Origin of the sequence: Mesoflavibacter zeaxanthinifaciens DSM 18436 (assembly GCF_000422365.1) — a bacterium.
In the GTDB taxonomy this organism is placed as follows: Bacteria; Bacteroidota; Bacteroidia; order Flavobacteriales; family Flavobacteriaceae; genus Mesoflavibacter; species Mesoflavibacter zeaxanthinifaciens.
The window spans coordinates 24,478-36,718 of the sequence record NZ_KE383820.1 but is presented as its reverse complement, the minus strand read 5'-3'; the positions used below and the strand labels follow the sequence as shown (position 1 = coordinate 36,718).

Genomic DNA, 12,241 nt, shown 5'->3' with positions numbered 1-12,241 from the left:
ATAGATTCGTACGCAAACGATTGCGGTAACGATTGCATAAATAAACATGAAAAAAAAGATAATTACCTTAAAAGACCTAGCTAAACGTCTAAATATTTCTCCATCTACAGCTTCTAGAGCTTTAAATGATCATCCAGATATAAGTATAGAAACTAAACAAAAGGTAAAAGACCTTGCAAGAAATTTAAATTATGTTCCCAATCTATTTGCTAAAGGATTTAGATCTCACAGAAGTAACATTTTAGGGGTAATTGTACCTAATATTACTCATTATTTTACGACTACTTTAATTAGAGGAATCTTAGAAGAAGCAAATCTTCAAGGTTATAAAGTCATTATATCAGAATCTAATAATGATGTAAAAAAGCAAACCGAAATGCTAAATACTATGTTACAATTTGGTGTAGACGGCGTACTAATGTCTATCTCTAAGATGACAAAAGATGTTGATGATATTCTTAAAGTATTAAATACTGTACCTCTTATTTTATTTGACAAAGCCTCTAACAAAATACCATGTACACAAGTAGTTATTAATGAAGAGGAAGCTGCTTTTAATGCAGTTGAACATTTAATTAACATTGGAAAAAAAAGAATTGCAATTATTAAAGAAACAGAATATTCTTTTACTTCTGAAAAAAGGTATCATGGTTATTTAAGAGCTTTAAAAGAAAATAATATTCCATTAGATAATAAAATAGTTTTAAGTGTAGAAGACATTTCTATGCATCAGGGAAAGAGAATGACCAATATATTACTATCCTTAAAAGAAAAACCAGATGCAATTTTTGCTATAACGGATAGTGCCGCTATTGGAGTAATTAAAACTTTAAAAAAACTTAGTATAAAAATTCCAGAAGATATAGCTGTAGTAGGATTTAGTAATTCTACAAACTCACAGATAATAGAGCCTAAATTAACAACAATAGACCAACCTGGACAAAAAATAGGATCTACAGCAGTAAAACAAATAATTGAAGAAATAAACAGCACTAATCAAATTAACGTCAATAAAACTATAGAAATAAAAACAAACTTGATTATTAGAGATTCTAGCTTCAAAATTTAAAAAACAAATGTTTACTTTTGGCCAATTAATTTATTTAAATGGAGGTTTTAGATTCAATTTTATTAGGAATTATACAAGGTTTAACCGAGTTTCTACCGGTATCATCTAGTGGTCACTTAGAGTTAGGAAAAGCTGTTTTAGGTGATAAAAGTATTCCTGAAGAAAGCTTATTATTTACTGTTGTACTTCATTTTGCCACTGCTTTAAGTACCATTGTTGTATTTAGAAAAGACATTTGGTTGCTTTTAAAAGGCATTTTAAAATTTGAATGGAACGACGATTTACAATTTGCTTCAAAAATTGCAATATCTATGTTGCCTGCAGTAATTGTAGGTTTATTTTTTGAAGAGCAATTAGAGCAACTTTTTGGAGGAAACATCCTATTAGTAGGCTTTATGTTATTAATTACGGCTATTCTTTTATTTTTTGCAGATAAAGCTAAAAACACTAATAAAAACGTCTCATTTAGTAATGCCTTTATAATTGGTGTTTCTCAAGCAATAGCAATGCTTCCAGGTATTTCTCGAAGTGGCGCAACAATTTCGACCTCTGTTTTGTTGGGTAATGACAAAACAAAAGCTGCACGTTTTTCGTTTTTAATGGTTGTGCCTTTAATTTTTGGTAAAATTGCTAAAGATGTGTTAAGTGGAGATTTAAGTTTAGAATCTCAAAACATTACGGCGCTTTCAATAGGTTTTATAGCTGCATTTATTTCTGGATTATTTGCTTGTACTTGGATGATACGTTTAGTTAAAAAAAGTAAACTATCTTACTTTGCTATCTACTGTGCTATTGTTGGGTTAATTGCTATAACATATTCATTTTTAAATTAGAAAAAATGACAGGAGAAGATTACAAATCAGGACAAGTTTTATTAATAGATAAGCCTTTAAATTGGACGTCTTTTCAAGTTGTTAACAAACTACGTTGGGAAATCAGGCAAGCCTTTAACATAAAAAAAATTAAAGTTGGTCATGCTGGTACTTTAGATCCATTAGCAACTGGTCTATTAGTGATTTGTACCGGAAAGATGACTAAGCAAATAAATACGTTTCAAGGTCAAATTAAAGAATATACTGGCACTTTTGTTTTAGGAAGCACAACGCCTTCTTTTGATTTAGAAACTGAAATTGACAACACCTATCCAACCGATCATATTACTGAAGCATTAATACACCAAACAACCAAACAATTTATTGGTGAAATTGATCAATATCCACCAGTATTTTCAGCCATCAAAAAAGATGGAAAGCGTCTTTATGAATTTGCTCGTGCTGGTGAAGATGTAGAAATTAAGTCTAGAAAAGTAACCATCGAAGCTTTTGAAATCACTAAAATTAACGGTTTAAGCTTAGAGTTTAGAGTAGTTTGTAGCAAAGGTACTTACATTAGGTCTTTAGCAAACGATTTTGGAAAAGCTTTAAATTCTGGCGCTCATCTTTCAGTATTACGACGTACAAAAATTGGTGATTTTGATGTAAAGAATGGACTTTCTATCGAAGATTTTATTAAAAATTTGCCAAAAAAGGAATAAAAAACGTCTTTTCAATATATAGCTGCGTATATTAATTACTAACAAATCAAGCTTAATTATTAATTTGTTTGCATGCAGTTTAACAATTCACATAAGGCATTAGCTATAACTTTTTTAATTGTGGGTACATTGGTACTTTCAATTTTTAATACAACTATTTTTAAGTTAGATAATGCGCAAGCTGAAACATTTTATGAAGTAGAAACTATTGAAGATATAAAAGAACAAATACCTGAAATTGAATCACAAAACAAAAGTTCTAACACTACAAATAAAGCTTTTAATACCACCGAAAATTATAAACATTACGCACAAGCTTACAAACCTATAGCGCCACCAAAAGATTATAAAAACCCTAAACTAGAAACTTATAAAAATGAAGTAATTAAGGAGACTTCAACATCTAAAAGCAATGGTAATTCTTCAATTTCTGAAGAAACTATAACCAGTTTTAATAGTGTAAATAGTGTGCTTTCTAAACGTAGCAAAAATCAAAGTGCAGCACAAAGCAATGTCGCAAATACCAACAGTAATGTCTATTATTCTTTAAAAGGTCGTATAGATCAATTTTTACCTGTTCCTATTTATTTATGCGATGCAAGAGGAAAAATAGTAGTAAATATTACAGTAAATCAAAACGGAAACGTGGTTAAAGTTAGCACCAATTCTGCATCAACTTCTAATAATGCTTGTTTAAAAGACTACGCTTTAAAGTATGCAAAAGAAGCTAGATTTAACAGTGCTAATAAAACTTCACAAATAGGTACTATTACTTTTGAATTTCAATAAAAGTTCTCGAAACAATTTTTCGTGCCTTAAAATCACTCGAACTGACGTTATTAGTATATCAATTCTATTAAATCTTTAATCACATTTTGACCTTTATCTTTATTGTACCAACGTTGTAAATCTTCTTTAAATTCGGCAGTTAACGTACCGTGTATCTTTTTAAAATCATTAACCAGCTTGGTAGCTTCTGTTGGTCTAGGTCCATAACTATTTAAAACTGTTTTTGATGTATTATCAAACTGAATAAGTTTAGGTATTGATTTACCTCCGTTGGTTAAGAACAAATCCATTAATTGCTCATTTTCATCACGCATAACCAATTGCAAATTAATACCAGTATTTAACTCGGCAACCTTATTAATTACAGGTATTACATGTGCTGCATCGCCACACCAACTTTCGGTAAGAACAATCCATGTTTGATTTACTGTTGCATTTTTAATAGTTATTTTATCGGCTTCACTAATTTTTACCGTTTTATCCCAGCGCTTCATACGTCTATCGTTAAGCGCTGTATAATTAATTAATGCTTCAGATTGATTAGTACCTGTAGTAGCATTCTCTTCTACTAACCTGCTTAATAAAGTTCTATAATCTTGATAAGAAAGACTTTTTTTTAAGCTCTCTTCTATAACATTTGCTAAGTCTAATTGTGTTGTTTCCATAGTCTAAAATTACAGCAACTTTTAGGATAATTTAGTAACTGTTGTTACATTAGTAGTATATTTTTAAAAACCTTACAATGACAAAACACAGATGTGGTTGGTGCGTTGGTGATGCACTATACGAAGCCTATCATGACCAAGAATGGGGAAAACCTGTTTATGATGACGACACCATTTTTGAGTTTTTAATTCTTGAAACATTTCAAGCTGGATTGAGTTGGATTACTGTGTTGCGTAAACGCGAAAATTTTAGAGTCGCTTTTGATGATTTTGACTACAAAAAAATAGCAAATTATAATGAAACGAAACTTGAAGAATTAATGCAAAATGAAGGTATTATACGCAATAGACTAAAGATTAAAGCTACAGTTACCAATGCACAAGCTTTTATGAAAGTGCAGGAAGAATTTGGATCGTTTAGTAAATACATTTGGGCTTTTGTAGACGGAAAACCTATAAAAAACAAAGTAAAAAATTATAAAGAAGCTCAAGCAAATACACCAATAAGTGATGCTTTAAGTAAAGATTTAAAAAAACGAGGGTTTAAATTTGTAGGCAGCACTGTTATATATGCACATATGCAAGCAACTGGTATGGTTAACGACCATGAGATTGATTGTTTTAGGTATAATCAAGTTTAGTAAAATGTAGTTATTTTATATATTTTAAAAACTCATCTCTAGAAATATCTTCTGCACCTAAACTTTCTAAGTGATTGGTATAAACTTGACAATCTATTAATTTGTAATTACTATTTTGAATAAAAGTGATAAAACCAGCTTTGCTAGCATTACTAACTTTGGTAAACATACTTTCACCACAAAACACACCATTATTTAAGTCGACACCATATAAACCAGCAACAAGTTTTTGGTCTTGCCAAACCTCGACAGATTTAGCAAAACCTAGTTGATGTAATGTGTTATAAGCCTCTACCATTCCGTTGGTAATCCATGTACTGTCTTGACCTGGTCGTTTTGCTTTAGCACATTCGGTAATAACCGCATTAAAATCCTTATTTACGGTCACTTCAAAATTACAATTACGCAACACTTGTTTCATACTTTTAGATACTTTTAACCTAGAAGGAAATAAAACAAATCGAGGATCTGGTGACCACCATAAAATAGTATTATCATCTTCAAACCAAGGAAAAATTCCGTTTTGGTAAGCTGCTAAAAGTCGTTCTGGACTTAAATCGCCACCAAAAGCTAAAAGACCATCTTCTGTTGCTTGAGATACTGGAGGAAAAAAGTGATGTTTATTTAGAAAATTCAATGCAATTATTTTTACTTAAAATAAATATTTAAAATGAATTTGACAAAAAACCCTCAAAACCAAATAGGTTTTGAGGGTTTTTATTTCCGCGAAATCGAAATATGTTTAAAACGGTAAATCGTCGTGCTCTTCTTCGTTTACATTATTTGCTGGTTCAAAAGCTTGTGCTGGTGGCACTTCTGGCATGCCTTGTGGTGAACCTGCTTGAACAGCTTCTATACGCCAACCTTGAATAGAGTTGAAATATTTTGTTTCACCTTGTGGATTTACCCATTCTCTACCACGTAAGTTAATGTTAACTTTTACATCTTGTCCTACTTGGTAGTTATTTAATAAATCTGTTTTATCTTGAACAAACTCTATCATGATATGTTGTGGGTACTGCTCTTCGGTAGTTACTACTATTTCTCTTTTTCTAAACCCATTACTTCCAAAAGTCTGTGTTTCTCCAATTAATTTTACTTTTCCTTGTACTTCCATTTCTCTCTATAATTATTAAATATTCGTCTAAATTTATATTGCTATTTTACAATAATAGCATTTTCCAAGCACTTTCTACATCATTATAACTTAAAAAATCTTGTGCTTTTTTGTGTTTTTCTTCTAGATTTAATTTTGATAAATCATGTTTTTGTTTAAATGCTAATATAGCATCTTCTGTTGGTAATGTTTCTACATTTGCTAATAAACCTAAATCATTACCTGTTAAGATGTTACTGTTTTTTACATGTTCTGGTAAAGCGTCTACACCAATACCTAAGGTTCTTAAAGGTTTTGGTATTTCAAAAAAACCAGATTTTGCTCTGCTATAAAAACTACCTCCTGCTCTTGATACTAAGTCTAATTTTACTTGATCGATAGCTCCATTTTCATCTAAAACCTCATCATTAATATGCATTTTAACCACTTCGCATATTACTAAATTACCTGCACCACCTTCTGTACCTAGCTTAACAATTTCATTAACCTTACACTCCATTTGTATTGGGCTTTCTGCCACTCTAAAAGGTTTAACAATGTCCGATTTTAGCATGGTTAACCCTGCTTTTTCAAATTCGTTAACACCTTCAGGATATTCTGTACTACTTAATGACATTTGTTGTACAATATCATAATTTACCACATTAATTACGACTTCATTTGTAACTTCTACATTTTCTAAAGTATGTTTTGTGGTATTGCCTCTAACACGTCTTGCAGGAGAAAATATTAATATTGGTGGATTTGCACTAAATACGTTAAAAAAACTAAACGGTGATAGGTTTGGTCTTCCATCTTTATCTACTGTACTTGCAAACGCGATTGGTCTTGGTGCCACAGCGCTAAGTAGGTAACTGTGTAGTTTTGGTGTTTCTAAATCCTTTGGCAAAAATGATAACATACTACTTGTTTATTTTGTACAAAAGTACATAATCTGGCACGCAACTAAAAGCAATTTAATGGGTAACTCTCACAATATTATTAACAGAATTGCATTATATTAACAACAAAAATTAACCATCATGTTTTTTACTAAACATCGTCAGCTAGTACGTTGGATTATTATTATTGCGTCTTTTGGAATTATCTCTTTGATTTTATGGAATACCTACGTGTTCTTTCAAAAATTTAAAGAAGAAGAACGCAAAAAAATGGAGATTTGGTCTTTTGCTCAACAAGACATTATCCAGAACATGGATTTAAATGGAGATATTGGCAATTTACCCCTAAAAATTTTAGAAAGTAATAACACTACTCCAATGATTAAAGTTAACGAAGATGGAACGATGGACTTTAATAACATAGATGAAAAGGAAACAGAAGACGAAACTTACCTTAAATCTTTAATAGAACAATTTAAAGGAGAAAATAAACCCATCGAAATTAAATACAAAGACAAAGTTTTATCTACGCTTTACTACGGAAATTCTCCTTTATTAAACAAGCTTAAATACTATCCATTAGCGCTACTGTTGATCATTTTACTATTTGGTGCAGTTGTTTACTTTTTTTACAAAAGTTCTAAAAACGCAACCGAAAACAAATTGTGGTCAGGAATGGCAAAAGAAACAGCTCATCAAATTGGCACGCCGCTATCTTCTTTAATTGGTTGGACAGAAATTTTAAAGACCGAAAACACTAATCCAGAATATATTAAAGAGATTGAAAAGGACATAAATAGATTACAAACTATTACCGAACGTTTTAGTAAAATAGGCTCTTTACCAACGTTAGAACAATTAGATATTGTTGAAGAAACTAAAGATGCTTATAGTTATTTAAAGTCTAGATCCTCAAAATTGATTAACTTTAGTATTGATGCTCCAGACACACCAATTTATGTAAATTTAAATAGACAATTATACGGTTGGAGTATTGAAAACTTGGTTAAAAATGCGATAGATGCCATGAAAGGAAAAGGGAATTTGAGAGTTCAAATTACGCCACATCAAAAATATGTAGATATTACAGTTAGTGATACTGGTAAAGGCATCTCTAAAAAAGAATTTAAAACTATCTTTGAGCCAGGTTACACCACTAAAAAACGTGGTTGGGGATTGGGATTATCTTTAACAAAACGTATTGTTGAAGATTTTCATGACGGAAAAATAAAAGTACAATTATCAGAAATTGGTGTTGGAACAACCATGTTAATTTCTCTAAAAACAGTTTAATTATGCGTAAAAGTTATGCTACAATAAAACAAGTAGTTTTAAAAAATAACTGTCCAGAATGTTATAACAACTCTGGATTACAACTTACTTTTAAACAAGAGTTTTTAGAAACGACACTTCACAAAACTTTGACTCAAAAAATAAGTCATAGCTTATATTGTAACACTTGTGAAACTGAAATCTTCCCTGTACAATGGACTGATGACATTGAGCGTGTTTATGAGTATCAATTAAAAGCATTTACGCCAAAAAAAAACTACTTAAAACTAAAACCATTTGCATTGATTTTAATAGTAGTAGCTATAGTTTTAATTGCTGCTTTAGTTACGTTTTTAATCAGCTCTTATAAGTAAGATTGTATTGCTTTTGCAGTTGCTTCAAAATCTTCTTTAGTAAGTGTTTCTTTACTAATAAAGCGCGCATCTTCCATAGTGTTTAAGGGAATTAAATGTACGTGTACATGAGGTACTTCTAAACCGATTACGCTTACACCAACACGCTTACATGATATTGCTTGTTCTATAGCTATAGCAACTTTTCTAGAAAATTGCATTAAGCCTATATATGTAGCTTCATCTAAATCAAAGATCTTATCAACTTCTTTTTTGGGAATACAAAGCGTATGTCCTTTAGCATTAGGATTGATATCTAAAAAGGCAAAAAAGTCTTCTGTTTCTGCAATTTTGTAGCACGGGATTTCACCATTTATAATTTTTGTAAATATTGAAGCCATATTGATTAATTTATAATTTAAATATAAAAAAGATTCCTGCCAAACTGAAAACATATTTCAGAATACACAGGAATTTTGTTTTTAATTTCCGCGAAAGCGAAATATTATTTATCTAGAAATTTCGATAATATCAAATTTCATAATACCACTTGGCACTTGTATTTCGGCAACTTCACCAACAGATTTACCTAACAATCCTTTACCAATTGGACTATTTACAGAGATTTTTCCTGATGCTAAATCTGCTTCACCATCTGCTACTAACGTGTAAACCATTTCCATACCATTGGTTTGGTTTTTAATTTTTACTTTAGATAACACCAGTGCTTTTGATGTGTCTAATTGAGACTCGTCTATTAAACGCGCACCAGCTAAAGCTTCTTCTAATTTAGAAATACGCATCTCTAACATACCTTGCGCTTCTTTAGCGGCGTCATACTCTGCATTTTCACTTAAATCTCCTTTATCTCTTGCTTCGGCAATTGCTTTAGATGCTTTTACGCGTTCTACATCTTTAAGTTGCTTAAGCTCATCTCTTAGTTTTTTTAAACCTTCTGCTGTATAATAAGATACTTTACTCATAGTTATTTCGTTTTAAATAAAAAGACGCTGAAAAAAATTTCAGCGTAAAACGCAAAAATCTCGCATGCACGAGATTTTGTTAAGCAAATATACAAAATATTTATTTTACGCTACTTATTGTTGTAAATTTGTATAGAATTTAGACTTTTATTTTAGAATATGAAAATCAAATTATTAGCACTTGTATCGCTTATTATTATTAGTGTTTCTTGTCAAAAAGATGATGATAATAACAACAATAATTATATCCCTAATATTGCTTTTGACACTCAAAACTCTATAGATACATCTTTGCCTCAATATAACGATTTACAGTTTGCTGGAAACCACTTAGTGCTAAACGCTTTTGGTTATAATGCTATTGTTATTTATAATGTTGGTAATGGCAATTATGTTTCTTTTGAATTAACAGATCCAAACCATGCACCTTCTGATTGTTCTAGATTAACTGTTGAAGGTATTACTGCAACTTGTAATTGTGAGGATGGCAATAGTTACAACATTGTAACTGGTGCTCCTTTTGATGGTACTGACGGCAATTTTAGTTTAAAACCTTATTTTGTTGAAGTAAATGGTAGTGTAATACGCGTTTACAACAATTAAAAAAACTTATTGAAAAATAAAAAAGCACCTTAAAAAAAGGTGCTTTTTTTTGTAATTAATTACTAATTAAAATTTTAAAGTCATTCCTAACAAAAAGTTTGTTGTGGCTTGTGGATAGTATCCTGCATAATCTAAAGTTGTTGTTTGACCAGGTACTGACCAAGTATCATCATATGTACCGTAATATCCATTTGAAACATACTTTTTATTAAACACATTATTTACTAAACCAGAAAATACGATAGACTTAAATAGTTTATTTGGTTTAATTTGATAATTAACGTTTAAATCATTTACAAAATAGCTATCTAACTTAGAGTTTTCACTATCAATATTACCCATATATTGTTCTCCCACATATTTACTTAAGAATGAAATTTGTAAATTTTTAGTAGGCATAAAATTAATAGCGTTACCAATAACTAACTCTGGGGAAAAAGAGATATTTGTATTGCCAAGATTTACAAATTGTCCGTCTAATGATGTTGTAAAATCTTGATTTTTATTTTGGCTTACTGCTACGTTTAAAGACGTACTAAACTTACTATTAAAAGCAATATTAGCATCAACTTCTAAGCCTAATCTATAACTTTCTCCACTAGTAGCTCTTATAGGACTACCAACATCATCTAATTCGCCAGTTAGCACTAACTGGTTTTGATAAAACATGTAGTATAAGTTAGTATTTACATTAACTTTATTATTTGCATAACGCCAACCTAACTCTATATCATTTAAAGTCTCATTTTCTGTTACACCAGCTTTAAAGTCGTCACGATTTGGCTCGCGGTTAGCTCTTGCATAAGATACGTAGTAGCTATTTTTTTCTGAAGATTTATATGTTAATCCTAATTTAGGATTGAAAAAACTAAAATCTGCATCGGTAACAAATTCATTTAAATCTGAATTTATACCATTGGTTTTATAGCTTACAAAGCGTCCTTGTAAATCAACAAATCCTGTAAATTTAGGTGCTAGTTTAAAAGTAGCTTTAGAGAATACACTAAAGTCGTTTTTTGTAGCATCACCATCATAGTAACGATCTCTAATTTGTGTGTTTGGTGCTAAATCGCTTCCCCAAATTACTTCACCAAAATGGTCATTTGTAAAACTGCTATATGAGATACCAGAGATAACCTCTAAAGCATCTTTTTTGTAAACTACATTGGCATTAAGTACATAAAAATCGCTATCTAACCAACGACGTACAATAACATCTGAGTCGTCTTCTATTAAATTAGAAAAATCTGCTGCAGCTTCTTCTTCTTTATATTGCTCAAAGTATCCTTTCCCTTTTGTATAGTTTAATCCTAGGTTTGTTGACCAATTATTATTGTAGCGTTGGTTCCAGTGTAATTGATAATGATCTTGCCAGTAATTATCTGTTTCGTTATCATAAGTATATGGATTTTGACGACGATCTTCTTCTAACTCTTCTTTAGTTAAACCATACCATGCTTGATAAGTTCTTTCTACATTACCAAAAGTTAAGGCTTTAATTAATGTATTTTCATCTTTATAAATTCCTTGTAAAAAGTAAGATTTTAAATCGGTAAAAGCTCTATCTATATATCCATCTGAATCTATTTTTGATAACCTTCCTGAGAATTCAAAATGATCATTTAATAATCCTGTACTTAATTTTACCGTATGTTTTCTTGTATTGAAACTACCAAAACTGTTTGAAATTTCGGCAGAAGCTTCTTCAGAAAACACATCGGTTAACAAGTTTAAACTTGCTCCAAACGCTCCAGAACCATTGGTAGATGTACCAACACCACGTTGTAACTGAATGCTTTCTGTTGATGATGCTATATCACCTAAATTAACCCAAAAAGTACCTTGACTTTCTGGATCATTATAAGGTATCCCGTTAATAGTTACATTAACACGTGTTGCATCTGTACCACGTACTCTAATACCAGTATATCCTATACCTGCTCCAGCATCACTTGTAGTAACAACAGACGGTAAATAATTAAGTAATATAGGTACATCTTGACCCAAGTTACGCTTTTGGATTTCTGCTTTAGAAACATTACTGTGCGTGATTGGCGAGTCTGCATCTACACGTACGGCTTTTACTAAAACTTCGTCTAATTGTTGGGTTTTTGTTGTGTCTTGTTGCTTTTCTTGTTGCGCATTAACACTGACTGATAACACTAAAAGTGTTAAAAAAAGAAATAAATTTTTCATTACGATTATGAAATTTATAATCGAATAAAAAGAGGTAATTATTCTTTACTATTAATAATTAATTTGTTGAATGTTAATCATACGTTTTTACTTGTAAGATTGTCCATTCTTTGTCCCTAAACAGCATTACCTGTTCTA

15 protein-coding genes are annotated in these 12,241 nt (G+C 30.7%); 8 read left to right on the top strand and 7 right to left on the bottom strand.

All coding sequences use genetic code 11. From position 1 onward, the window contains the following. Positions 1 to 46: 46 nt before the first annotated feature. The 4 genes from H574_RS0112275 to H574_RS0112260 all read left to right on the top strand — a co-directional run bounded on the left by H574_RS0112275 (position 47) and on the right by H574_RS0112260 (position 3,392). On the top strand, positions 47 to 1,069 hold the full coding sequence (locus H574_RS0112275; RefSeq protein ID WP_027880863.1) for a LacI family DNA-binding transcriptional regulator: 1,023 nt from the start codon (positions 47 to 49) through the stop codon (positions 1,067 to 1,069). 38 nt (positions 1,070 to 1,107) lie between these two features. After that, positions 1,108 to 1,902 carry an undecaprenyl-diphosphate phosphatase gene (locus tag H574_RS0112270; RefSeq protein ID WP_027880862.1) on the top strand — a complete coding sequence of 265 codons (795 nt, stop codon included), beginning with the start codon at positions 1,108 to 1,110 and terminating at the stop codon, positions 1,900 to 1,902. A gap of 5 nt (positions 1,903 to 1,907) precedes the next feature. Continuing rightward, on the top strand, positions 1,908 to 2,603 hold the full coding sequence (truB, locus tag H574_RS0112265) for a tRNA pseudouridine(55) synthase TruB (RefSeq protein ID WP_027880861.1): 696 nt from the start codon (positions 1,908 to 1,910) through the stop codon (positions 2,601 to 2,603). Positions 2,604 to 2,675: 72 nt separating this feature from the next. Further along, positions 2,676 to 3,392 carry a hypothetical protein gene (locus H574_RS0112260; protein ID WP_027880860.1) on the top strand — a complete coding sequence of 239 codons (717 nt, stop codon included), beginning with the start codon at positions 2,676 to 2,678 and terminating at the stop codon, positions 3,390 to 3,392. 50 nt (positions 3,393 to 3,442) lie between these two features. Here the strand turns inward: H574_RS0112260 and H574_RS0112255 are convergent, their stop codons facing one another. After that, positions 3,443 to 4,057: a thioredoxin family protein gene (locus tag H574_RS0112255; protein WP_027880859.1), complete on the bottom strand. Its 615-nt coding sequence runs from the start codon at positions 4,055 to 4,057 to the stop codon at positions 3,443 to 3,445. Positions 4,058 to 4,134: 77 nt separating this feature from the next. Here H574_RS0112255 and H574_RS0112250 point away from each other — a divergent pair, with 77 nt between their 5' ends. Then, positions 4,135 to 4,698 carry a DNA-3-methyladenine glycosylase I gene (locus tag H574_RS0112250; protein WP_027880858.1) on the top strand — a complete coding sequence of 188 codons (564 nt, stop codon included), beginning with the start codon at positions 4,135 to 4,137 and terminating at the stop codon, positions 4,696 to 4,698. A 10-nt stretch (positions 4,699 to 4,708) separates the two neighbouring features. Here H574_RS0112250 and aat read toward each other — a convergent pair whose 3' ends face one another. The 3 genes from aat to H574_RS0112235 form a co-directional block, all read right to left on the bottom strand. Continuing rightward, positions 4,709 to 5,335 carry a leucyl/phenylalanyl-tRNA--protein transferase gene (gene aat, locus H574_RS0112245; RefSeq protein WP_027880857.1) on the bottom strand — a complete coding sequence of 209 codons (627 nt, stop codon included), beginning with the start codon at positions 5,333 to 5,335 and terminating at the stop codon, positions 4,709 to 4,711. 105 nt (positions 5,336 to 5,440) lie between these two features. Continuing rightward, positions 5,441 to 5,815 carry a DUF3127 domain-containing protein gene (locus tag H574_RS0112240; protein ID WP_027880856.1) on the bottom strand — a complete coding sequence of 125 codons (375 nt, stop codon included), beginning with the start codon at positions 5,813 to 5,815 and terminating at the stop codon, positions 5,441 to 5,443. 46 nt (positions 5,816 to 5,861) lie between these two features. After that, positions 5,862 to 6,716, bottom strand: coding sequence for a flavin reductase family protein (locus H574_RS0112235; RefSeq protein WP_027880855.1), 855 nt, complete (start codon positions 6,714 to 6,716; stop codon positions 5,862 to 5,864). 121 nt (positions 6,717 to 6,837) lie between these two features. Between H574_RS0112235 and H574_RS0112230 the strand changes: the two genes are divergently transcribed. Next, positions 6,838 to 7,989: a sensor histidine kinase gene (locus H574_RS0112230; RefSeq protein ID WP_027880854.1), complete on the top strand. Its 1,152-nt coding sequence runs from the start codon at positions 6,838 to 6,840 to the stop codon at positions 7,987 to 7,989. A 2-nt stretch (positions 7,990 to 7,991) separates the two neighbouring features. Beyond that, positions 7,992 to 8,342, top strand: a complete 351-nt coding sequence (locus H574_RS0112225; protein WP_027880853.1) for a hypothetical protein — start codon at positions 7,992 to 7,994, stop codon at positions 8,340 to 8,342. On the opposite strand, the gene H574_RS0112220 is transcribed toward H574_RS0112225, so the two are convergent. Next, the gene (locus H574_RS0112220) at positions 8,333 to 8,722 is read right to left on the bottom strand and encodes an HIT family protein (RefSeq protein ID WP_027880852.1); all 390 of its coding nucleotides are present in this window, start codon (positions 8,720 to 8,722) and stop codon (positions 8,333 to 8,335) included. The two genes, H574_RS0112225 and H574_RS0112220, sit on opposite strands and share 10 nt — an antisense overlap. A 108-nt stretch (positions 8,723 to 8,830) precedes the next feature. After that, complete coding sequence (gene greA / locus H574_RS0112215; RefSeq protein WP_027880851.1) at positions 8,831 to 9,304, bottom strand: transcription elongation factor GreA; 474 nt, start codon at positions 9,302 to 9,304, stop codon at positions 8,831 to 8,833. Positions 9,305 to 9,463: 159 nt separating this feature from the next. Here greA and H574_RS0112210 point away from each other — a divergent pair, with 159 nt between their 5' ends. Further along, complete coding sequence (locus H574_RS0112210) at positions 9,464 to 9,907, top strand: hypothetical protein (RefSeq protein ID WP_027880850.1); 444 nt, start codon at positions 9,464 to 9,466, stop codon at positions 9,905 to 9,907. A 66-nt stretch (positions 9,908 to 9,973) separates the two neighbouring features. Here the strand turns inward: H574_RS0112210 and H574_RS0112205 are convergent, their stop codons facing one another. After that, complete coding sequence (locus H574_RS0112205; RefSeq protein ID WP_027880849.1) at positions 9,974 to 12,103, bottom strand: TonB-dependent receptor; 2,130 nt, start codon at positions 12,101 to 12,103, stop codon at positions 9,974 to 9,976. Positions 12,104 to 12,241: the final 138 nt, after the last annotated feature.